Here is a 22,043-nt window from a genome sequence, read left to right as displayed (position 1 = left end):
CTCCTCGCGAGCGGGGAGCGGGAATCACGTCCTCAACCGATATCCCGTACGGAATATCCAGGTGATGATCACCAGGCACACCGCCATGAAAACGAAGGTCATGCCTAAGCTTACCCACACCGATATGTCCGCGGTACCGTAGAAGGCCCAGCGGAAGCCGTTGACCAGGTAGGCGATCGGATTGAACAGGGCCACAGTCTGCCAGGGTTCGGCCAGCATCTTGATCGAGTAGAAGGTGCCACCCAGGAAGGCCAGCGGCGACAGGATCAGCATTGGCACGACCTGCAGCTTTTCGAAGCCGTCCGCCCAGACCCCAAGGATAAAGCCGAACAGGCAGAAGGTCACCGAGGTCAGGATCAGGAACATCGCCGTCCACACCGGATGAACGATCTCATAGGGCACGAACAGCCGCGCCGTCGCCATGATAACACAACCGAGGACAACCGACTTGGTCGCCGCAGCCCCGACATAGCCGATCAGGATTTCCGTCACGGATATCGGCGCGGACAGGACTTCGTAAATCGTCCCGGTAAACCTCGGCAGATAGATGCCGAAGGAGGCATTCGACGTGCTTTCGGTCAGGACGGTCAGCATGATCAGGCCTGGCACGATGAAGGCGCCATAGGCCACGCCATCGATTTCCGCCATGCGGCCGCCGATCGCCGAGCCGAAGACGATGAAATAAAGCGAGGTCGAAATGACCGGCGCCGCCAGGCTCTGGAACAGGGTGCGGATCGACCGGCCCAGTTCGAACGCATAGATTTCGCGGATAGCATGCCAGTTCATTGCGTTTTCCCTACCAGGCTGACGAAGATGTCCTCGAGCGAGGAGCGGTGCATATCGATCGACTTGAAGTCTATGTTTTCAGCCGCCAGCTTCTTGATGAAATCGGCCGCCGAAGTGTCCTCTTCGCTGTCTTCGCCTTTCAGCGTCAGGGTCAGCACCAGGCCGTCCTCGGACAGGGTGACCGGCCATCCGCTCAGTTCCGGTGGCATGCCGTCGAGTGGCGCCTTCAGTTCGATCTTCATCTCGGTCTGGCCCAGCTTCTTCATCAGGGCGCGCTTTTCCTCGACCAGGATGATCTGGCCCTTGTCGATGACCCCGATCCGGTCGGCCATTTCCTCGGCCTCTTCGATATAGTGGGTTGTCAGGATGATGGTCACGCCGCGCTCGCGCAGTTTGCGGACCATTTCCCACATGTCGCGCCGCAGCTCGACATCGACGCCCGCAGTCGGTTCATCGAGGAACAGGATGTCAGGCTCGTGCGCCAGGGCCTTGGCGATCAGCACGCGGCGCTTCATACCGCCCGACAGGGTGGCGATCTTGTTATCCTTCTTGTCCCACAGCGACAGGTCGCGCAGCACCTGCTCAAGGTGCTTTTTATTGGGCGTCTTGTTGAACAGGCCGCGCGAGAACTCGACCGTGTCCCACACCTTCACGAACATGTCGGTCGCCAGTTCCTGAGGGACCAGGCCGATCTTTTCGCGCGCCTTGCGGAAGTCCTTCACGACGTCGTGGCCGTCGGCGATGACCGTGCCTTCGGTAATGCGCACCAGCCCGCAAACCGCGCCGATCAGTGTCGTCTTGCCGGCGCCATTGGGCCCAAGAAGCGCGAAAATTTCGCCGCGCCGGATATCGAGATCGACGCCTTTCAGCGCCTGGTGACCGCCCTTATAGGTCTTTCGCAGACCTTTGATCGAGATGATGCTATCCATGTTTGCCCTTCTTGCGCCCGCCTGTGGTCAGATAGGTGCGCCTTGGGCATAACGCGAGTCGCGACGGATAATGTCAGCAGAATAAAGCTGTGAGCGACTCAGTTTTTGGAGGACGACAGCGATGGCCCCAACCGAGCCGGCTCTTACGCTTCCAGCGAAATCGCCAGCGCCTGGAACTTCTTGGCCAGGGCCTTGCGGCGTTCGGTCGAGGCCTTTTTGGCGGTTTCGACCGCAAAGTCCTCGGTTGCATTGAGCAGGTGCTCGATCACCCGGTCCATATGGTCGTGCATCGCCTGGCGCGCCGCGGCGGGCGAGTGGTTGCGCAGCGCGTCAACAATCGCGGTGTGCTCTCCGATCCGCGCCGCCATGCCGAGATCGGCCGCCCGCGACAGGATATTGCGTGCCAAGGGCGAGCGATAGCGCCAGTCCCACAGGTTTTCGACCGTAGCGATAAGAGCCCCGTTGCCGGTAATGTGCGCCAGCATCAGGTGGAACTCACGGTCGGCCTTTTCGGCGATGACCGGATCCTTGTCGGCCATGGCCTTCAGCAGCTTGTCCAACGCCTCGACCTGCTCATTATTGGCCTGAGTTGCCGCCATAGCTGCGACTTCACCTTCGAACAGGCGCCGCGCCTCGATTAACTCGAAGGCGCCGATTTCGCTGTCGGTGATTGGCATGGCCGGGGCATGGCGCTCGGTGACCAGGATGCCGTGACCGTGCTTGGCTTCGATATAGCCGAGGATTTCGAGCGCAATCAGGGCTTCACGCAAAGTCGGGCGACTGACGCCGAAATGCACCGCCAGGTCACGTTCCGTCGGCAGCCGGTCGCCGGGCGTGTATCGCCCCGACTCAATTTCGGCGGCAATAGAATCAGCGATCTGGCGATAAAGCTTTTTGGTTTCGGACATCTGCGACGCGTCGTGAATGGACACAGATTGTATGACCTTTCCCGAAAAGGGTTTCAACCCTAAAAAAACCTGCCCGTCCTGAGGGAAAAGAACGGCGGCATTGCCAGTGACGATGCCGCCGCGTGGAAGTCAAAACAGGCAGTGAAGTCATCGCCCGGCTTGCAGGCAGGAGATGGAGGGGCCCTCCCCGGTTTGGCGGGCCCCTCCTGTCCGGCCGCGTCGCCGCGACCGGATTGAGATAGGCAAGACCTAGAACTGGCCGCGCAGACCAACCATGACGGTCGTCCCCGGCTTGTAGACCGTAAAGGCAGCGTTGCTGAACTGGAAGTTCGTCCGCAGTTCCGCATCGGTCAGGTTGATAACATCCAGCGTCAGTTGAAGGTTGCCCGGCACATTGAACTTTGACAGCTCCAGGCTCGACGACAGGTCCAGCTGGTCGCGGGCTTCGGAATAGAAGGCCGCAGCCGTGATGCCGTTCTGGTTGGTGCCCGACGACTGCGTGCCATCGACGTGGTTGCCCGACAGGCGGACCATCAGGCCATTGGCTTCGTAGAATGCCGTGAAGTTATAGGTGTTTTCCGGCACGCCGATCGCGATGGCCGGCGCAGCGCCCGTGCCCGTCTGCTTGATGTGGGTGTAGTTGGTGCTGAAGCCGAAGCCATCCAGCGCTTCGAACCATTGACCCAGCGGCTGCACCCAGTTGAACTCGGTGCCGTTGACCGTCAAAAGACCGGTCGCATTGACCTGTTGGGTCAGGACAACCGTCGCAGCTGCCGGCCCGCCACGCGAAGTAATGGCGGTCTGCTGGGTTGGGCTCAGCGTATCATAGGTCACGCCATAGGCCGCCAGCGCCGAGAAAGGCACAGTCGAATTGCCGTTGGTCGTGAAACCGGTGATCTTCTTGTTGAACGCCGTCACGCCGAAATAGCCTTCGCGGCCGGTGTAGTATTCGAAGCCGACGTCCAGGTTGTCAGAGATGAACGGCTTCAGGCCGCCATTGCCAACACTGCCCGTATCCGCCGACGGCGAGGAGAAATTCAGGCCCGGCAACATGGTGTTCGGGTTCGCTCGCGTCATGGTCGTCGACGATGACAGACGGCCGATCAGCTTGTCGGTGATGTTCAGCGCGAAACTGGCCGACGGCAGGTAGTTCTTGTAGATCGTGGTCGTCGTCGCGAAGGTCACGAGGTTCGGGTAGCAGGCGCCGTCGCGTACGTTGCCGGTACCTGGGCAGGCGTTCGGCAGGGGCCCCGCGCCGTCCGGATCCTGCGAGTTGCGCGGATCGGGGATCGAGACACGGCCGCCGATCGTCTGTTCGGTCGTAATCGCGCGGATGCCGAAATTATAGCGCAGGCGGTGCGAACCGAAGATGTCGCGATCGCCGTTGACCTGGATATAGGCACCCTGAACCTTTTCCTGCACCAGGCCACCGCTGGCGCCGGTATTGGCGCTGCCGGCTTCGGGCGCCGAGTCGTGGAACTTGTCGTATTGCGACGCCGTCTTGAACTTGTCCCAGTCGACCGTGATGTAGCCATACGGGCCGGCCGACAGATAGCTGGCCAGGGCGGATTGTGGAACCAGCGAGCCGCCATAGGCAAGCGCGGGCGTACCCGACGAATAGCCGGTGCCCAGGCCGGCATAGGCCGGATAGCCGGCTGCGATAGCTGCGGCGGTGTTGGTGATGACTTCGCCCTTACAGGCCGGCTGGGTGTTCGGTCCCGGCAGGAAGACGTTCGGATTGTTGCCGCACACCGCGTTCTGCCACGCCTGGCTGTTGTCGTAGGCATTGATGCTGCGCATCGTGTCGTCATAGGAGGCGCCGAACTGGATGTTGAATGCGCTGTCGCCCCACTTCAGGTCTGCCCGCGCCCCCTTGGTTTCGGTAATGCGCTTTTCGTCCTGGATATTCACGCGGCCGCCGTTCCAGACGAAGCTGGCCGGATTGTTCAGGTCAACATTCGATGACATGACCGGAATGCCGCCGTCATTGGTATACTTCACCGTCAGGCCCGACGAGCCCGGCGTGATGACCAGGAAGGTCGGCGATTCGCGATGGAATTCGGACTTGGTCCAGTTGGCGCTGGCCGACAGCTTGAGGCGGTCGGTGAGGTCCCATTCGAAGCCCGGATTGACCGATCGGAAATCCGTCTCTTCGGTATAGGGTCGGTATTCGAGGAAGAACTGCGCGTTGGCGAAGGTGCCTTCGGTAACCACGCAGCCATTGGCGCAGTCACTACGGTCGACCTTCATATTCAATGGGATGGCGGCGCCGTTACGGCCGACCCAGTTCATGTCGGTACGCTCGACGTCCGTCTTCTTATGGGCATACATGGTGTCGAGATAGGCGCGGAAGCCATCACTTGGGCGCCATTCCATGCCGAAGATACCGCTGACGCGATCGCGATCGCCGTACTCGTTCATCGGGCGGCCAAGGCGCGGGATGATGGCGTTATCGATCTGATCAATTGTCAGGCCCGGATTCTGCGCCAGCAGAAAGGCCTGGTCTATGGTCGCGCCCGTCGTCAGGCCGTTACCGGCATTGGCAGGCACGGTGCCCGGAATCGTCCAGTTGCCGCCGCCGGTGCCGTTGCGCGTGCCGGTCGTGCGTTGGGTGGCGCTGAGGTTGGCATTGGTCCAGCCGATGGTTTCAAAGCCCGAGGCGGCGATCCGGGTCTTGGACAGCGAGACGCCACCCAGGATGCCGAAACTGTCGAACACCGCGCTGCCGAGAACCGAAGCCTTGTAGCCATAGTCATCGGCTTCGGAGTTCTTGACGCCCGTGACCGTGGCGTAGAGGCGGTTGCCCTTGCGGTCGAACGGACGCGCCTGGCGCATGTTGACGGTGCCGGCGGCGCCGCCTTCAACCATGCTGGCCTGCGGGCTCTTGTCGACGGTCAGCTGCGTGAACAGTTCGGTCGGGAACAGGTCAAGATCGACTTCGCGGTTGGTGTTCTGCGAATCCGTCGAGCCGGTCGAGGCAACGGCTACGGCGGCGCCGTTCAGCAGGACGCGTGTGAAGTTGGTGCCAAGGCCGCGGATGGCGATGTTGACGCCGTCGCCGGTGATTTCGCGCGAAATATTGACGCCCGGAATGCGGTTGAAGGATTCAGCGATGTTATTGTCAGGAAACTTGCCGATGTCTTCGGCAAAAATCGCGTCCTGGAAGCCGACCGCACGCTGCTTGGCGGTCGTCGAGCTTTGCAGCGATCCGCGATAGCCGGTGACAACGACGACGTCGGTGTCCTGGCCAGCGGATGCTGTTTCCTGAGCGTTGGCGACGCCGAAGGCGCCCGCCAGAACGGTCGCGCCCATCAGGGCAAGCTTAAGGGTATGACGGGACGTCCCGCGCACTAACGACATGATGTTTCTCTCCCGATGCTGTGCATTGCTTGCACTTGTTCTGCTGTGGCCTGGCTGCTTGTCGCGCCGTGGTAGCGGTCACATGCAAAAGGGGTAATTGGTCAGCGTTATAGTGTCAATAAGGTTAGACCAATAATGCCGAACATTGCTTTACCTCTGTTGGCAAATAGCCACAGGTGAGGCTCTAATTGTAGGACCTTTAAGGGGCGAAACGGCAAATTTTGCGCTAAAGCCGTCTATCAAGCTAGCGAATATGCGTCCTAACTGGGCTTTAATTGTCTGACCAATATCGGACTGTTGCCGAAGGCCCTATAATTTCGCCTTCAACCTGTGGGCATTGACTTTTGCCCGCTTGTGAAAAGGCTTGATCATCGCCTCGCCTACACTGAGCGCCGAGGCATTGGTTCTCATAAAGGCCGGATCAAGGCTGGCGAGTGCCAGGGCGCTGGCAGCCTCGCGACCGGCATCGATCTTTTCCTGGACCATGCGGGTAAATTCTTTCTGATCCTTAGCGGACAAGGGGTATCCCGCTCTCGCCATACGCCCTGTCCTGTGCTGGATGACGCTGGCCGAAGCCAGCAGCATCTCACCGGTCAGCCATGCCAACTGGCTCCAGGACGCCATGCCCGCCTTGCTTCGCCGCTTCATGTGCCTCGTCCTTCCGGTTCAGGCGTGAACATATCGCAGCCGCTGTAAGTCGTCTGCGCGCGAGGGTCGCGAACCGGCTAAAAAACGATAAGCCAGAATTGTCCTGACCAAAGCAGCGGGCGGGGCCGTCAGGTCTTGCCTGCACTCTGGAATCCGGCACAGCGCGACATCATGTCCGCTTACCCGCCGGCTGGATTCGTGCGAGCCGTAACCTATCGCCACCGGCTGAAAGACCGCGCCATGCCCGTGATTGCCGACAACGCATTGCCTGCCACGTCTCTCCTGCACGCCTATCGCGACCGCCGCGCCTATACAGACTGTTTTCACATCGACCTGCCGGGTGCGGTTAGTCTGGCCGACTATATAGACGCCTTTTACACGACCTGGCTGTTCAAGCTGAACGCCTGGTGCTGGCCACGCTGGTCGCGAAGCCGTCAAGCGATGCGCAGGCGCTTGCCCTAGCGAAAGGTGAGCAAAAGCGGTTCGCCGCCTGGACGGTTGAGTCGCGCACAGCAGACCAGGTCGTCATGCGCGACTATCAGTCAAAGACCAGTTCTTGGCTGATGCGCACGCCGCTGGACTGCGCGACGCGGCTCTACTTCGGCAGCGCCGTCGTGCCGGCGCGTATCCGGCCAGACGGCTCCGTCGATCTTGGCTCCGGCTTCAATCAGCTGATCGGCATGCACCGGCTCTATTCGGTCGCCCTGTTAAACGCCGCTGCCGGCCGCCTCAGGTCGCGAAACGCCGCGCACCGATAACGCAGCCAACAATGGCGGCCATGACGATCAGGACGGGCAATCCGACCTGCTCTTTCAGCAGCCACGCCGCCAGAACCAGCCCCAGGAAGGGTTGAAGCAACTGCAGCTGCCCGACAGCGGCGACTCCCCCCAGGGATAGGCCACGATACCAAAAGAAAAAGCCGATCAGCATCGAGAAGATGCCGACATAGCCAAGGCCAAGCCAGGCTGGAAGCGAGATGGCGGCAACATTTTCCGGCCAGGTCAGCCGCAGCAGCGGCAGGGTCACCGGCAAGGCGATCAGCAACGCCCAGCAGATGACCTGCCAGCCGCCCAGCCTCCGACCGACGCGCGCCCCTTCGGCATAGCCCCAGCCACAGACGATGATCGCCAGGAGCATCAGCAGATCACCCATGGGCGAGACAGCAAAGCCATGGCCGATCGCATAGACGACGATGCAGGCGGCGCCGAGTCCTGAGAACAGCCAGAACAGACGCCTCGGGCGCTTTTCACCCAGCTGTGTGGCGAAGACTACCGTAACCAGCGGCAGCAGGCCGGTGAAGACGATAGAATGGACCGAAGGGATGCTTTGCAGCGCAACGGCAGTCAGGAGTGGAAAGCCGATTACGCCTCCACCAGCCACGACCATCAGCGGCACAATGTCTGTCTTTTTCGGCAGCGGCGCACGCATCGTCCACAGGCACGCCGCGCCCAGTACTGCTGCGATCACCGCCCGCGCTGCCGTCAGGAAAAACGGCGACATGTCGAGCACGGCCAGCTTGGTGGCCGGCAACGAACCGCCAAAGATCAGCACGGCGATGGCGGCGCTGACCCAGGCCTGTGTGCGGACGGAAGACTGAGTGACGGATGGGTGTGCGGATGACGTGACGGACATGGGATACCTCCTGCACGCCTAATCGCAGGAAGCCTCTGGCATCGACAGATACATTCCAGTAAAATCATATTGAACTGTACCGGTACAAAAGGCAGAACAGTTGAACACTCACATGCCCGATCAAACCCTGACCCAGCAGATCATGGCGCGCATCCGTGACCAGATTGCGCGCCGGCAATTGTCGGCCGGGGCACGCCTGCCGTCGATCCGCGCCACCGCCGAGGCGCAGGACGTGTCGAAATCGACCGTCGTCGAAGCCTACGACCGGCTGACCGCCGAAGGCGTCATTACGTCCAGACGCGGTTCGGGTTATTTCGTCTCCTCGGCCCATGCTCCCCTGTCGCTGGCCGAGATCGGACCCAGCCTCGACCGCGCCGTCGATCCTTTGTGGGTGTCCCGTCAGTCGCTGGAGACGCGCGACTATCTCAAACCCGGCTGCGGCTGGCTGCCGCCGTCGTGGATGCCCGACGACGAAATCCGCCGCGCCTTGAGGTCATTGGCACGCAACCCGAATGCCGACCTGTTCGACTATTCGACGCCGTCAGGGCATTCCCGCCTGCGTCAATTGCTCTCGCGGCGGCTGATCGAGCGCGATATCGAAGCCTCGCCTGCGCAGATCATCCTGATGGATTCCGCCACCCAGGCGATCGAGCTTCTATGCCGTTTTTTACTCAAGCCCGGCGACACAGTGCTGGTCGACGACCCCTGCTATTTCAACTTCCTGGCCAAGCTGCGCGCCCACCACGTCAGGGTTATCGGCGTCCCCTACACGCCGACCGGGCCGGACATGGCCGCGCTGACGACGGCGCTGGAGACGCACCTTCCGCGCCTCTACCTGACCAACACCGCCATGCACAATCCGACCGGCGCCACCCTGTCGCCGCTCAATGCCCACCGCCTGCTGCGCCTGGCCGAGGCGCATGACCTGACCATTATCGAAGACGATATCTACAGTGATTTCGAACTTGAGTCCGGCGCGCGCCTGTCGGCCTTCGACGGCTTTGAGCGCGTCGTCTATGTCGGCGGCTTCTCCAAGGCACTTTCGGCCTCGATCCGCCTTGGCTATATCGCCGCCCGCGCCGACTGGATCGAACCCCTGACCGACCTCAAGATCGCCACCCTCTTCTCAACCCAGACCTTTGCCGCCGAACTGGTCTGCCAGGTCCTGAGCGACGGCCATTTCCGCCGTCACCTCGACACCGTGCGGCAAAAGCTCGCGGTCGTGCGCGGCCAGACGGCCGAGCGGCTGGAGACGCTCGGCGTCAAGGTCTGGTTTCGGCCGCAGGCGGGCATGTTCCTGTGGTGCGAACTGCCGGAAGGCATGGACGCTTCGCATCTGGCGCAAAAGGCGCTGACCGAACGCATCGTGCTGGCGCCCGGCAACGCCTTTTCCGTCAGCCAGAACGCGCCGCGATTCCTGCGCTTCAATATCGCGCAGTCGCAGGACGAGCGACTCTATGCCTTCCTGAAAAGAGAGCTTACGGCCCGACGCTAGAACGGAAACGCCGTTATCCCCTTGATCCATTCGTCGACCTGGAGCGCCTTGACAGCCGGCGGTGCGGCGCGTTCCCGGCAATTGGGGCGCTCGCACAGCCGGCACATCGGCCCGGTCTCGACCGCATTGGGATTGGCGAGGTCCAGGCCGCGCGCATAGATCAGCCGCCCTGCGTGCTTTAGTTCGCACCCCAGCCCCACGGCCTGTTCCGACCACGCGCCATCGGCATAGGGCCGCAGACCACGATCCAGAGTTCTGGAAAACGTGAAATATCTTTGCCCGCCCGGGGTCTCAATCACTTGCGGCATAATGCGTCCCGGAGATTGGAAGGCCTGATGGATGTTCCAGCGCGGACACGCGCCGCCATATCGGGAAAACGGGAAATTTCCGGCCGAGAAGCGCTTCGACACATTCCCGGCGCTGTCGATGCGCATCAAAAAGAACGGCACGCCGCGGCTGCCCGGCCGCGACAGGGTGGTCAGCCGCTGCGCCGCCTGCTCGTAAGAGACGCGATAGGGCGCGCGCAAAAGCTCCATGTCGTAGGCGTTCTGCTCGGCCGTCTCCACGAACCGGGCGTAGGGCATCAGGGTCGCTGCCGCCAGATAGTTGATCAGGGCGATCTTGTAGAGCCGCTCCGAAGCCAGGTCGGGCGCCCTTACGCGCTCAGCAATCGCCTTGATGTCGGCGACGTGCTCCGACCACGCCAGTTGATAGAGCACGGCAAAGCGCCGTGATGACGCACCCAGCGTCTCGGAAATCATCAGCCTGCGCCGGTGCGGATCGTAGCGCCGCTGATACATCATCATGACCTGCGCCGGCATCAGTCGTATGCTTATGCCGTATTGCGTTTCCAGACGTCGCGTTGCGGCCTGTTCCAACGTATGCGGATCGCCGCCCAGAGCCTCGAACAGCTTTTCGCCGAGTTCATCCAGCTCCGGGAAGAAGTTGTGGTGCGCCTGGATCTGGTCGCGCACCCAGTCCGCCGGCGACTGGTCGAGATCGTCTTCGGGCGGACGCGCTTCGATGGCGTCGCGTTTCTTGCGTTCAGTATAGGCGCGATAAAGCCGCGTCACCGCTTCGGCAGCGACAGGCGAAGATGCGACCAGATCAGAAATCTCCCGGCGCGGCAGCTTAAGGTCCTTGAACATCGGATCGGCGAAGATTTCGACTAGGTCGGCCTCACCCGCAGGTTCGGACTCATCGGTAAAGGTGCGCAGGTCGAGATCGTAGGCGGAGGCAAGCTTCAACAGCACCTGCGCCGTTACGGGCCGCTGGTTGCGCTCCAGATGGTTGAGATAGGACGCGGAGACGCCGAGGTCCTCGGCCATCTTGGTCTGCGACAGGTTGAGATCATAGCGCAGGCGCTTCAACCGCCCGCCCAGATACAGTTTGCGCTCGACATTGGCCATGCGGCACCTCCGTTGCGCATTTTGTCATAAATTTACAAATATGCAATTGTCACTCTTTTCCAAATGACCCGGTTTCTACGGCCCTATCTATATATTTTCGTCAGTATCAGGCGCTAAATCTGTCTGACGGCTGCAGGACGCGGCCCGTTAAGAAAGGAGACAGATTATGACTAAATCACCGACATTCACTTCACTGTTCGACTTTTGGGATGTGCCGTCGCTGTACGCTGCCTCCTCAGGCCTGTTTCTGCCTGGCCGCCTCATGACCGCGCGGATGCAGGCCATCCCCGTTCGCAACACGCCAAACGCCCCCACCTCCTCCCCTCACGCCCCCGCCAAGAGCCCCCGCCCATGACCACCTTCCAAGACCTTGTCCCCACCGCTCCCGATGGCCGTTTCGACGGCATTACGCGCCCCTACAGCCCCGAGGACGTCCTGCGCCTGCGCGGCTCCTTCCCGATCAATCACACCCTGGCCGAGCGCGGCGCCATCCGCCTGTGGGACCTGCTGCACACCGAGCCCTTCATTAACTCGCTGGGCGCCATGACCGGCAACCAGGCCATGCAGATGGTCCGCGCCGGCCTGAAAGCCATCTATCTCAGCGGCTGGCAGGTCGCGGCCGACAGCAACACGGCGTCCAGCATGTACCCGGACCAGTCGCTTTATCCGGCCAATGCCGCACCGGAACTGTGCCGCCGCATCAACCGCACTCTGCAACGCGCCGACCAGATCGAACACTCCGAAGGCGGCGCCAAACGCGACTGGTTCGCCCCGATCGTCGCCGACGCTGAAGCCGGCTTTGGCGGCCCGCTCAACAGCTTCGAGATCATGAAGGCCTTTATCGAGGCCGGTGCCGCCGGCGTCCATTTCGAAGACCAGCTGGCCTCGGAAAAGAAGTGCGGCCACCTGGGTGGCAAGGTGCTGATCCCGACCCAGGCGCATGAGCGCAACCTGACCGCTGCGCGCCTCGCCGCCGATGTCATGGGCGTGCCGACCCTGACGGTCGCCCGCACGGACGCCGAGTCGGCGCAGTTGATCACCAGCGATGTCGATGAGCGCGACCATCCGTTTATCGAGCGCGACAACCGCACGGTCGAAGGCTTTTTCCGCCTGAAGCCCGGTACCGGCCTCGATCACTGTATCGCGCGCGGCCTGGCCTACGCGAAATATGCCGACCTGCTGTGGTGGGAAACCTCGCACCCCGACCTCGACGACGCGCGCCGCTTCGCCGAGGCCGTGCACAAGGTCCATCCCGGCAAGCTTCTGGCCTATAACTGCTCGCCGTCGTTCAACTGGAAGGCCAAGCTCGACGACGTCACCATCGCGCGCTTCCAGCGCGAGCTGGGCGCCATGGGCTACAAGTACCAGTTCGTCACCCTGGCCGGCTTCCATGCCCTGAACAATTCGATGTTCGAGCTGGCCGACGGCTACCGCGACCACGGCATGGCCGCCTATTCCGAGCTTCAACAGCGCGAGTTCGACAATGAGGCGCGCGGCTATACCGCCACCCGCCACCAGCGCGAAGTCGGCACCGGTTATTTCGACCGCGTCGCCGAGACGATCACCAGCGGCCGGTCATCGACCACCGCCATGAAAGAATCCACCGAAACCGCCCAGTTCGCGGCTGAATAAGGAGAAAGACCATGGACCCTATTTCTCGCCCCCAGGCCATTATCGACTTCTGCCTGGCCCCGCTGAAACTCGACCCCGCTGCCGAGACCACCCGCGAAGTCACGCGCCGCATGGAGCACGTCATCAAGACCTTCCAGTCGCGCGTACCGCAAACCGTCTCGGTCGACTTCGCCCGCATGCCCTCGCTGACCATCAACGAAGCTGCGCACGGTTACGAATAGAGCAATATCCGAAACAGAGTTCGGCGTAGCCAAAAGTGTGCAGCGGTTTTCGGTAAATATCGCTCCAAACAAGGTTCAGGGGCGGCCCATAACGAACAAGACTAAGGCCGCCCTTGCCGAAGCGCCCTTCCCGTCCCCCTCACCAGACGGGAAGGGCGCGTTTCATTTTTTCTTATGTTAGAGGATCCGTCCGATGCCTTTGGACCAGACCATGACCGCTTCCCCGACCGTTGAGATTACCGCTCCCGTCACCGGCCGCATGACGGAAATCCTTACCCCTGAAGCCCTGACCTTCCTGGCGGAACTGCACACGCGTTTCGAGCCAAGGCGCCAGGAACGCCTGAGCGCACGGCGGATACGCCAGGCGCAATTCGATGCTGGCGCTTTGCCGGACTTCCTGCCCGAAACTGCCGAGGTGCGCGACAGCGACTGGACCGTCGCGCCGATCCCCGCCGACCTTCAGGATCGTCGCGTTGAAATCACAGGCCCGGTCGATCGCAAGATGATCATTAATGCGCTCAATTCGGGCGCCCGCGTCTTCATGGCCGATTTCGAGGACGCCAATTCCCCGACCTTTGGCAACTGCATCGACGGCCAGATCAATCTGAAAGACCGATGGGCGGGCGCTCTCAGCTACGACGATCCGGCGACCGGCAAGGCCTATCGCTTGTCCGACACGCCGGCCGTGCTGAAAATCCGGCCACGCGGCTGGCGGCTCGATGAGCGCCATGCGCAGGTCCGGGGCCAGCCCATGTCGGGCGCCCTGTTCGACTTCGGGCTCTACATGTTCCACTGCGCCAAGGCAGCGATCGCGCAGGGCTCAGGCCCCTACTTCTACCTGCCCAAGCTGGAGAGCCACCTCGAAGCCCGACTGTGGAACGAAGTCATCGTCTTTGCGCAGGGCTATCTCGGCCTGCCCCAAGGCACGGTCAAGGCGACCGTCCTGATCGAGACCTTACCGGCGGCGTTCGAGATGGACGAGATTCTGTACGAGCTGCGCGACCACATCGCCGGGCTCAACTGCGGGCGCTGGGACTACATCTTCAGCTTCATCAAGACCTTTGCCGAAAATCCGACCTTCGTCACGCCGGATCGCTCGAAGATGGTCATGGGCGACGCCTTCCTGCGCGCCTATTCGCTGGCGCTGATCAAGACCTGCCACCGGCGTGGCGCCTTTGCCATGGGCGGCATGGCGGCGCAGATCCCGGTCAAGAATGACGCCGAAGCCAACGCCTCAGCCTTTGCCCGCGTCCGCGCCGACAAGGAGCGCGAAGCCGGTGACGGCCACGACGGCACATGGGTCGCGCATCCCGACCTGGTGCCGGTCGCCATGGAGGTGTTCGACCGCCTGATGCCGACACAGAACAATCTGCACCGGCTGCGCACCGAAGTGCATACGCGGCCGCTCGACCTGCTCAAGGTTCACGCAGGCGCACGCACCGAACAAGGCCTGCGCGAAAATATCCGCGTCGGCATACAGTATATCGAAGCCTGGCTGCGCGGGCGCGGCGCTGTGCCGCTCTACAACCTGATGGAGGACGCGGCCACCGCCGAGATTTCGCGCACCCAGGTGTGGCAATGGATCCGCCATGGCGCCACGCTCGAAAGCGGGCAAGTGGTGACGGAAGGCCTGGTCCGGATGCTTATCGAAGAAGAGATGGCGCCCTTCTTCGGCGGGGAATTCGCCACGGCGCGCCAGCTGTTCACCGAGCTGGCGACCGGCCCGGCGTGCCGCGACTTCCTGACAGTGCCGGCCTACGAAGTGCTCGACTGACGAATACGCAGTTCCGGGACTTTCAGCAGGCCTGATGGCAAAGGCTTGAGGTTATCCATGTTCTGCGGCTTGAACCGCTCACCGAACTGCGCATTCAGCGCGCTGTAGTCGGTGAGCGAACGGCCGGCCAGAAGGTTGATGGCCGTATTGTAGACGCGGATCTCGAGCGTGTTGCGCCCGGGCTTCAGGAGACTTGCGATCTCAAGTTCGAACGGCGCACACCAGATGGCGCCGGCGCGGCGACCGTTGACAAAAACTTCGGCGGCATCACGGACCGGCGCGTCGAGATCGGCCTGCATTCCGGGGCCTTTGCGTTCACTGCCAGCGGACGGCGTGCCTTCGCCGAGGTTGAGACGTACAGAGCCGCCAGACAGCTCAGCAGCCGTCACGTCGACCTGGCGGGCATAGGTCGCGCCGCCTGAAAAGAATTGCGTCGTCGCATTATCTGCCCAGGAGGCGAAGGTCTCGACGGGTTGCGCGGCATTCCCGCCGACCTTACGCGTCCAGCCACCGGATAAAGGCACTGTACGGAAAGATTTGGCCGAATCCGATACCGGCCCCTTGCCAAAGATGAAGACACACGACTCGTATGGCGCCAAATGGACGGCATCATCCAGGCGGTAAGCAGAACTTTCGGCTGATACCGGGCTCCACGCGCATCCGGCACCCCCTGCTCGGAAACGCAGCGTCGCCGTTACCGGCTGATTGGTCGTATTGGCGACGAAATAGACCTCGCCTTCCGGAAGCTTGCGATGGACAAAGCCAAGCCCACTGACAATGCCGTCGATATCCGGCGGCGACAGCCGTTGCAGCGCGTCCCTCAGGCCCGCCTCATCGGTCGTCACGGCCCTGGCCTGGCCGCCGCCGAACAACGCGCTCGAGACCGCCGCCACGCGCGGATTGCCGCTTTTGGCTGTCAGGAAGCCCGGCGCCAGTACCGGCGGCGCACCCAGCGCGATGACCGCCCCGCCCTCGCGCACGTAAGCCTGGATGCGCTCATAGGCGTCGGGTGAAATGCGCGCGACATTCGGCAGGATCAGGACACGATAGTCGATCCCCTTGGCCAGTATCGCGTCGCCGTCGATAAAGTCGAAATTATAACCGGCGTCGAGCAAAGCGGCCGTCAGCTCCTCGGGGATACGCTTGCGCATCTGGCCGTTGATCGTCGCATCGACACCCGGCCGAAATGACGCCATGGCGTCTTCGGTCGGCAGGTAGATGGCGATGTCGGCGATGTTTTTGCCCTGCCGCAGCAGCCAACTCATGCGCTGGAGATAGAGATTAACGTCGCCCATCACCGGCCACCACGGATTGTGGTTATTAAAGACGGCGGCGGCATAGAGCGCCCAGCCCGGTTCCGGCACCTTCGGCGGCGTGTAGGGCCAGCCGTGGGCGATGAACTGGTTGATGCCAGACAAGAGCAGGACATCAGCCTCGGCCTTGATATCCAGCGGTGTGGCGCGAAACGCCCCCTTATGCAGCCACGTCCAGCTTTCGGCCGAGGTAACCAGCCGGTCGTAGATATGGTTGGCCGAGCTGGCCCAGCGCGACGACGAAAAGCCGCGCCATTCCGCGCCCTCGCCTTCGGCCAGGTCGACCAGGGCATTGGATGACAGGGTGACGGCCGGCACGCCATAGGTCTGCGAGCGGAACAGCGTGCCATGCGTCCTGGCCCAGTCGCGCACCGGTGTCAGATAGCGCTCATCGACCAGTTCCGACAGGGTCAGGCCCCAGTCGTAACGCACGCCTGCCATTTCGGGCGCATCGCCAAACAGGCTTAAGAGCCGGGGCGTCAGATCATACCCCCGCCGCCGGCTAAATTCGGCCAACAGGTCGTCGGTCCAGTTGGCGCCGTAGACCTCGAGGCTGTCGCTGAAGATCGCATATGGCCGGTCAGCGCCGAAGGCCTTGAGCAACGGTTCGCCGACGCTATCGAGATGCGTGCGCACCGCCGCCGGGTTCATGTGGTCAAGCACGAACCCTTCCGAACCAAGCGTCGGCCGCTTGACCTGTTGGCCCGTTCGGCTCTGGATGACGAGATAAAGCGTGCGAGCGGCATCGGACGGCGGAAAAGCAACCGCACGATCGGCACCGATGGCCACAAGATCGCTACCGACAAAGGCCGCCAGATAGCGGTTGGCCTCAGGCAATTCCGGCAGGTTTATAGATGATGCGCCGGACGCAACGGGCATCTCCTGCTTTATCAGCTTCGCCGCTGCCTTGTCAGCCGTGATGTGCGCCCCCCCGAACGGCCAACCCGAGCCGAGCGTCATATCGACCCTGAGGCCTTCCGCGCGACCGGTCTTGGCCGCCACGGTAACGGCTTCGAGGAAGTCCCCTGACAGGTAGGGCTTATTGCGGATTCCGCGCTCGGGGTCATCGAGCGCCAGCGGATAGACGGGCTGGATTTCGAAGCCGCCGAAACCGCCGGCCTTCATGGCCTTGATTTCGCGAACGATCTCGTCAGGCTCAACGGCGCCGCCGAACCACCACCAACGCACCATGGGCCGCGTCTCGGCCGGCGGCGCCACGAACCCGGATCGCAGGGAAGACTTGCCCGCGGCCTGAACGCGCGGCGTCACCGCCAGCATCGCCCCCATTCCCGCCGTCAGCGTCAGGAAGGCGCGGCGTCCCATGCCCTTAGCCATTCGATCCCGTTTCTGCATGCCGGCATCCCACGACAGAGCCAATCGCCGATACCCCGCAGGCATCGACAGCTATCATCAAGCCGACGGGCCGGGCGGGGACTTTGACCGGCAGGGTAGTGCGCCGCCCGAGCATAATCAAACAGTTTCGATCAATTCGACTCTTATCGCTGGAACATCGTGGCCGCGTGCAGATCGCTTCGTTATTGGCCTGGGGCCTATGCAACGACCTGGCTGAGAAGGAGCGTAAAGACCAGCCCGAATATACCCACCAGCCCCTCCATCAGGGTCCAGGACCTGAGCGTATCCTTTACCGACAGCCCGAAATACTCCTTGAACATCCAGAAGCCGGAATCGTTGACGTGGCTGAACATCAGACTGCCGGCGCCGATGGCGAGGACCATCAGATTGGGATCGACACCGCTGGCCTTGACAAGCGGGGCGACCAATCCCGCAGCGGTCAGGCCGGCTACGGTCGCCGAACCCAAAGCCAGGCGGATGACGCCAGCGATCAGCCAGCCCAGGACCAGCGGCGGCACGGGCAGGCTCTTGAGCATGACGCCAAGCTGGTCGTTGACACCGCCATCGACAAATATCTGCTTTAGCGCCCCTGCCCCGGCGATGATCAGCAGGATGGGAGCGATCTCGCGCAGGGCGGTTCCTGAACTGCTCATCAGGTCGCCAAGCGGTACGCGCCGGCCGAGGCCAAGCGTCACGACCGCGACCACAACGGAGACCAGCATGACGATCATTGGATGGCCCAAAAAGGCAATCAGTGCCCTGGCCTGGCTATCCAGGCCGTCATAATAGCCGAACAGAGTGAAGGCGGTCAGGAGGATGACAGGCAGGAGGGCTGTCAGGAAGCTGTTGGCCGCCGATGGCAGTTGATCGTCTGCGATCTCCTCGGTCACAAACAGCTTGGGCGGATTGGCCGTAATGTGTTTGGCGCTCAGGGCAAAGACAGGGCCGGCGATCAAGGCGGTTGGAATGCCGACGATCAACCCATAGATCAGGGTCAGCCCCATATCGGCGCCGAACATCGGCACGATGGCGGCGGGCGAAGGATGCGGCGGCAGGAAGCCATGTGCGATCGACAGTCCTGCCATGACGGGCAGCGCCAGATAGACGATTGGCTTGCCCGACTGCCGCGCCACCGAAAAGATCAGCGGGACCAGCAGGACGAAGCCGACATTGTAGAACAGCGGGATGCCGACGATGAAGCCGGTCAGGCACAGAGCCAGGGCGATGCGCTTGTCACCGAACGCCTTGATCAGCACCAGCGAGATTGTCTTGGCCGCCCCGCTGTCCGCAATGATCTTGCCGAAAATGGCGCCCAGGGCCAAAAGGACCGCCAGCGATCCGATCATATTGCCAATGCCGGTCTCGATCGACTTGGCTATGGTGTCGAGCGGCATCTGCAGCAGCAGGGCAGCAAAAATCGACGCCATAACAAAGGCTAGCAGCGGCTGGACCTTTGCCCAGGCGATCATGACAATCAGGGACAGGACCGCGACAAGCACGATGGCCAGGGCGGTCGTTTCTGCAGACATGGCCAGCATCAGAAGCCCTTTACGCTCAGGCTGTAGAGAGTGTGATGCGTCAGGATGAACAGCGTCTGGCGGTCGGCGCCGCCAAAGATGAGCTGTAGCGGCCGCTCCGGTGTGTCGATCCGGCCAAGTGCCTTGCCGTCGGCGTCGTAGACGAAGATCTGGCCATTGGCGACGAACATGCGCCCCTTGGCATCGACGGCAACGCTCTCGCCGCCGCGGTCGGTCAGGGCCTTCAGATCGGTGAGGCTGCCACCGGGACCGACCTGGCCGCTATAGATGCGCGCTTCGGAGCCATTGCTGACCGTCACCCGATCACCGGCCCTGGCCATGACGAAGCCATAGGTGTCGAGCGTGTCGGAGAACCGGTAGCCACGGAAGTTTGTCGGCCCCTGCTTGTAGACGCGAAAGGCGGGCAGGACCAGGCTGCCGTCCGGCGAGACATATTCCTGGGCTTTAGGAATGGCCACGTCGCGGGCAAACATCTCGGCAAGCGTCGTGAAGACATAGGTCTTGGGGTCGAGCTGATCACGGAATTCGCCGTTGTTCCAGAGATTGCCAGGCAAGGCGACCACGGCTTCCGGGCGCGCGACGGCGGGTGTCGGCGCAATGCGGGTAACCGGCGCGGTCGGCGTCCACGGGTCGAAACTGTAGACCGAGGCGTCCGGGCCGTCCGATGACAGGACCATCAGGTGTCCAGACTTGTCGACGGCCAGGTTGACAGGATCGAGCGGCTCATCGCTGACGACTTCCAGGCCGCGCATTTCAGACCAGCGGTAGATGCGGTGAAAATGGTGATCGACGAAGTAGAGATTACCCTTGGCGTCGACAGCGCCGCCACCGAGCGAATAGAAGCCGTCTTCGCGCTTTTCGATCTTGGCGGCTTCCAGGCCGGCCGGCACAGGTGTTGCCGGTACCGCCGGCGGCGTGGCGTTCACGTCCAGAACCGCGAACTGGCGCTCGCGGACCTCAAGCTTGTGCGTCATGTCGGTGATGGCGTTTTCGAACGGGAACTTGCTGGCGCGCAGGTAGGTGCCGCAACCATTGGCATCGCATGTGGCAAAGCCGCTTTCGGAATTGCTTGACATGTTGCGGAAGCGGATATTGTCGACATTGAAGAGTTTGACGGCCGTCGTCGCCGGCTTCAGGCTGCGCGTGACGCGATAGGCGTGATAGTTGGCAAACAGGATGTTTTTGGAATTGCGCACCTCAAGCGACATCGATTCCAGGCCGTCGATGACCTCCTGTTCGGTCTGAGGCGCCAGGAATTCCCAGTTTTCGACGCCATCCAGCACGATCTCATGGCGGTTGTGGTGCTCGGCCGACAGCTCATAGACGTGGCCGGGGGTCTTGGTGTTGCTGACGTAGAACCCAGAGTCGGACATGGTATTGGGCGTCCAGTTGGCGACAAAGTAGCCACCACCGCCGTCCGTCACCCAGATGCCGGGGTGCTGACCGTCCATGCGAAATTTCGGATCAGAAAAATCGACACGCTTGCCGTCTGGCTTAAGCGTGCCGTGGCCGCCGTGAATGCGCACATCCTCGACCAACGACCGTTCGCCGGCCTTCCACAGCAGCGCCGTCGCCCGGGGATTGATACCGCCGGTGAACAGTCCGACACCAAAGACGATGGCCTCGCCGCCCTTTGCGCTTTCGATCAGGGCCTTGGCGCTGCCGACGCCCTGATAGGCGGGGGTCTCTTCCGCGAGGGTGATCTGGGTCACGCTGGGGTGCAGACCGATCAGGACGGTGTCGCTGCGCAGACGCAATGTGTCACTGACCAGGTAGTGTCCGGTCGGCAGATAGACGACCCGGTGCGTGTCGATGACTTTCTGCAGGGCCGCGGTGTCGTCGGCGATGCCGTCACCGACCACACCCTGCGTGCGGACATCGACCCATTCGGCGACCGGCGGCAGGGCCGGGAGAACCGGCCCGCTCCAGGCGGGAAATTGCTTCAGGGGCTCGGCCTGGAAGTTGGTCGCGAACTGTCCGATCTGGCCTACGCCATCGATCTTCAGGCCGTAGTTAAAGGCGCTGACACGATAGTTCGCGGCCGGGCCTTTCAGCGTCCGGCCGGAGTCGCGAAAGAGGGCGAATACCGGCGTACCCGTGGCCACGGCATTATCGAAACCGATCTGGGTAAACGGGCTTTTCTCATTGCTGATGACCACGGCGGCCTTCGACACGCGCTCGAACCGGACGTGCTTGCCCCACAGGCTGTCACTATAGCCATGGTCGATATCAATGCCTGTCGGCGTGTCGGAAATCCTGACATTGATCAGGGTCAGGTCGACCTCGTGCTCGCGGATCGCCGCCTCGCGCTGACCTTCGAACGTCGAATCGATCAGCGTGAACTGCCAGGCCGGTGAAGTCTTTTCGGTTACGATTCCATAGCGGCCGCCATGGAAATGCAAATCCTCGGCGACATTGCCGGCCTGATAGATGCCGGCGAAGCCCGAGCCGAGCCGGAAGTCGATATGGCTCAGGAAAGCGTGCTGGGCGATGCGCATGCGCACCCCGGCCGCGGCGGGATTGCCCTTGCCCATCTCGAAATCGACATTGGAGAGGGCCGAATAGAAGGTTCCGGAATTGGCGTCGCGAACATTCGCGGTAACCGGCCGGGCGGACGGGACCGGCACGGGCACCGGGCTTGGGCCGAACGGATCGGCGCCGGTGAAGATGACCATGGTCGCCACGCCCTCATCGAAACCCGGCGTGCGATCGGCCAGGAGCAGGACAGGACGCGTGGCGCCGACGCCGAACAGGCGTACGGCCGGAGGAATAAGGATGCTCTTCGTGATGCGATAGCGTCCGGCCGGCAGCCAGACAATGCCGCCGGCGCCAGATTTCGCCGCGGTGTCGATGGCGGCCTGGATCGCGGCGGTGTCGTCGGCCTTGCCGTCGCCCACACCTTTTACCGTAATGGCCTTGGCATCGCTGGGGGCGGTCAGGAAGACGGAGCCTCGTCCCTCCCCGGCCCAGCTTGCGGGTGCGCCAAACGCCAGGGCCGCCAGGCAGGCGACCATCATCAGGGTTTTCCGGGCCATCGGGATAAGC

16 protein-coding genes are annotated in these 22,043 nt (G+C 62.3%); 6 read left to right on the top strand and 10 right to left on the bottom strand.

The window, feature by feature from the left end; genetic code table 11:
- Positions 1-24: 24 nt before the first annotated feature.
- From AC1DON_RS02625 to AC1DON_RS02605, 5 genes are all read right to left on the bottom strand, one after another.
- Positions 25-786, bottom strand: coding sequence for an ABC transporter permease (locus tag AC1DON_RS02625; RefSeq protein WP_476933168.1), 762 nt, complete (start codon positions 784-786; stop codon positions 25-27).
- Positions 783-1,715 (bottom strand): ABC transporter ATP-binding protein, encoded by a 933-nt coding sequence (locus AC1DON_RS02620; RefSeq protein WP_476933167.1) that lies wholly within the window; start codon positions 1,713-1,715, stop codon positions 783-785. Before AC1DON_RS02620 ends, AC1DON_RS02625 begins: the two co-directional genes overlap by 4 nt.
- Before the next feature lie 143 nt (positions 1,716-1,858).
- The gene (locus AC1DON_RS02615; protein ID WP_476933166.1) at positions 1,859-2,623 is read right to left on the bottom strand and encodes a FadR/GntR family transcriptional regulator; all 765 of its coding nucleotides are present in this window, start codon (positions 2,621-2,623) and stop codon (positions 1,859-1,861) included.
- Positions 2,624-2,872: 249 nt separating this feature from the next.
- Entirely contained in the window at positions 2,873-5,983 is a 3,111-nt protein-coding gene (locus AC1DON_RS02610; RefSeq protein ID WP_476933165.1) for a TonB-dependent receptor, read from the bottom strand.
- A gap of 309 nt (positions 5,984-6,292) precedes the next feature.
- Complete coding sequence (locus AC1DON_RS02605) at positions 6,293-6,631, bottom strand: hypothetical protein (RefSeq protein WP_476933164.1); 339 nt, start codon at positions 6,629-6,631, stop codon at positions 6,293-6,295.
- A gap of 171 nt (positions 6,632-6,802) precedes the next feature.
- Between AC1DON_RS02605 and AC1DON_RS02600 the strand changes: the two genes are divergently transcribed.
- Both AC1DON_RS02600 and AC1DON_RS02595 read left to right on the top strand, forming a co-directional pair.
- Positions 6,803-7,093 carry a hypothetical protein gene (locus tag AC1DON_RS02600; protein WP_476933163.1) on the top strand — a complete coding sequence of 97 codons (291 nt, stop codon included), beginning with the start codon at positions 6,803-6,805 and terminating at the stop codon, positions 7,091-7,093.
- On the top strand, positions 7,039-7,389 hold the full coding sequence (locus AC1DON_RS02595; RefSeq protein ID WP_476933162.1) for a hypothetical protein: 351 nt from the start codon (positions 7,039-7,041) through the stop codon (positions 7,387-7,389). The genes AC1DON_RS02600 and AC1DON_RS02595 overlap by 55 nt, the downstream gene beginning before the upstream one ends.
- Here the strand turns inward: AC1DON_RS02595 and AC1DON_RS02590 are convergent.
- Entirely contained in the window at positions 7,361-8,263 is a 903-nt protein-coding gene (locus tag AC1DON_RS02590; protein WP_476933161.1) for a DMT family transporter, read from the bottom strand. The genes AC1DON_RS02595 and AC1DON_RS02590 overlap by 29 nt on opposite strands.
- 112 nt (positions 8,264-8,375) lie before the next feature.
- On the opposite strand from AC1DON_RS02590, the gene AC1DON_RS02585 reads away from it, so the two are divergent.
- The gene (locus AC1DON_RS02585) at positions 8,376-9,758 is read left to right on the top strand and encodes an aminotransferase-like domain-containing protein (protein ID WP_476933160.1); all 1,383 of its coding nucleotides are present in this window, start codon (positions 8,376-8,378) and stop codon (positions 9,756-9,758) included.
- On the opposite strand, the gene AC1DON_RS02580 is transcribed toward AC1DON_RS02585, so the two are convergent.
- Entirely contained in the window at positions 9,755-11,167 is a 1,413-nt protein-coding gene (locus AC1DON_RS02580) for a helix-turn-helix domain-containing protein (RefSeq protein WP_476933159.1), read from the bottom strand. The two genes, AC1DON_RS02585 and AC1DON_RS02580, sit on opposite strands and share 4 nt — an antisense overlap.
- Positions 11,168-11,518: 351 nt before the next feature.
- Here AC1DON_RS02580 and aceA point away from each other — a divergent pair, with 351 nt between their 5' ends.
- The 3 genes from aceA (at position 11,519) to aceB (ending at position 14,794) form a co-directional block, all read left to right on the top strand.
- On the top strand, positions 11,519-12,799 hold the full coding sequence (aceA, locus tag AC1DON_RS02575) for an isocitrate lyase (protein ID WP_476933158.1): 1,281 nt from the start codon (positions 11,519-11,521) through the stop codon (positions 12,797-12,799).
- An 11-nt stretch (positions 12,800-12,810) separates the two neighbouring features.
- Entirely contained in the window at positions 12,811-13,020 is a 210-nt protein-coding gene (locus AC1DON_RS02570; RefSeq protein WP_476933157.1) for a hypothetical protein, read from the top strand.
- A gap of 211 nt (positions 13,021-13,231) precedes the next feature.
- Positions 13,232-14,794 (top strand): malate synthase A, encoded by a 1,563-nt coding sequence (gene aceB, locus AC1DON_RS02565; protein WP_476933156.1) that lies wholly within the window; start codon positions 13,232-13,234, stop codon positions 14,792-14,794.
- Here aceB and AC1DON_RS02560 read toward each other — a convergent pair.
- From AC1DON_RS02560 to AC1DON_RS02550, 3 genes are all read right to left on the bottom strand, one after another.
- Complete coding sequence (locus tag AC1DON_RS02560; protein WP_476933155.1) at positions 14,776-17,460, bottom strand: glycosyl hydrolase; 2,685 nt, start codon at positions 17,458-17,460, stop codon at positions 14,776-14,778. The two genes, aceB and AC1DON_RS02560, sit on opposite strands and share 19 nt — an antisense overlap.
- 197 nt (positions 17,461-17,657) lie before the next feature.
- The gene (locus AC1DON_RS02555) at positions 17,658-18,998 is read right to left on the bottom strand and encodes a gluconate:H+ symporter (RefSeq protein WP_476933154.1); all 1,341 of its coding nucleotides are present in this window, start codon (positions 18,996-18,998) and stop codon (positions 17,658-17,660) included.
- On the bottom strand, positions 18,998-22,033 hold the full coding sequence (locus tag AC1DON_RS02550) for a glycosyl hydrolase family 28-related protein (protein ID WP_476933153.1): 3,036 nt from the start codon (positions 22,031-22,033) through the stop codon (positions 18,998-19,000). Before AC1DON_RS02550 ends, AC1DON_RS02555 begins: the two co-directional genes overlap by 1 nt.
- Between the last annotated feature and the right edge of the window lie 10 nt (positions 22,034-22,043).

It is taken from the genome of Asticcacaulis sp. P4_H10 (assembly GCF_056400965.1).
This window is presented reverse-complemented; position numbering and strand designations above follow the sequence as displayed.

Excerpts from the sequence above, each read along its gene's own strand:
- AC1DON_RS02625 (WP_476933168.1), bottom strand. The coding sequence starts at position 786 with ATGAACTGGCATGCTATCCGCGAAATCTATGCGTTCGAACTGGGCCGG.
- AC1DON_RS02620 (WP_476933167.1), bottom strand. The coding sequence starts at position 1,715 with ATGGATAGCATCATCTCGATCAAAGGTCTGCGAAAGACCTATAAGGGC.
- AC1DON_RS02615 (WP_476933166.1), bottom strand. The coding sequence starts at position 2,623 with ATGTCCGAAACCAAAAAGCTTTATCGCCAGATCGCTGATTCTATTGCC.
- AC1DON_RS02610 (WP_476933165.1), bottom strand. The coding sequence starts at position 5,983 with ATGTCGTTAGTGCGCGGGACGTCCCGTCATACCCTTAAGCTTGCCCTG.
- AC1DON_RS02605 (WP_476933164.1), bottom strand. The coding sequence starts at position 6,631 with ATGAAGCGGCGAAGCAAGGCGGGCATGGCGTCCTGGAGCCAGTTGGCA.
- AC1DON_RS02600 (WP_476933163.1), top strand. The coding sequence starts at position 6,803 with ATGTCCGCTTACCCGCCGGCTGGATTCGTGCGAGCCGTAACCTATCGC.
- AC1DON_RS02590 (WP_476933161.1), bottom strand. The coding sequence starts at position 8,263 with ATGTCCGTCACGTCATCCGCACACCCATCCGTCACTCAGTCTTCCGTC.
- AC1DON_RS02585 (WP_476933160.1), top strand. The coding sequence starts at position 8,376 with ATGCCCGATCAAACCCTGACCCAGCAGATCATGGCGCGCATCCGTGAC.
- AC1DON_RS02580 (WP_476933159.1), bottom strand. The coding sequence starts at position 11,167 with ATGGCCAATGTCGAGCGCAAACTGTATCTGGGCGGGCGGTTGAAGCGC.
- aceA (WP_476933158.1), top strand. The coding sequence starts at position 11,519 with ATGACCACCTTCCAAGACCTTGTCCCCACCGCTCCCGATGGCCGTTTC.
- AC1DON_RS02570 (WP_476933157.1), top strand. The coding sequence starts at position 12,811 with ATGGACCCTATTTCTCGCCCCCAGGCCATTATCGACTTCTGCCTGGCC.
- aceB (WP_476933156.1), top strand. The coding sequence starts at position 13,232 with ATGACCGCTTCCCCGACCGTTGAGATTACCGCTCCCGTCACCGGCCGC.
- AC1DON_RS02560 (WP_476933155.1), bottom strand. The coding sequence starts at position 17,460 with ATGCAGAAACGGGATCGAATGGCTAAGGGCATGGGACGCCGCGCCTTC.
- AC1DON_RS02555 (WP_476933154.1), bottom strand. The coding sequence starts at position 18,998 with ATGCTGGCCATGTCTGCAGAAACGACCGCCCTGGCCATCGTGCTTGTC.
- AC1DON_RS02550 (WP_476933153.1), bottom strand. The coding sequence starts at position 22,033 with ATGGCCCGGAAAACCCTGATGATGGTCGCCTGCCTGGCGGCCCTGGCG.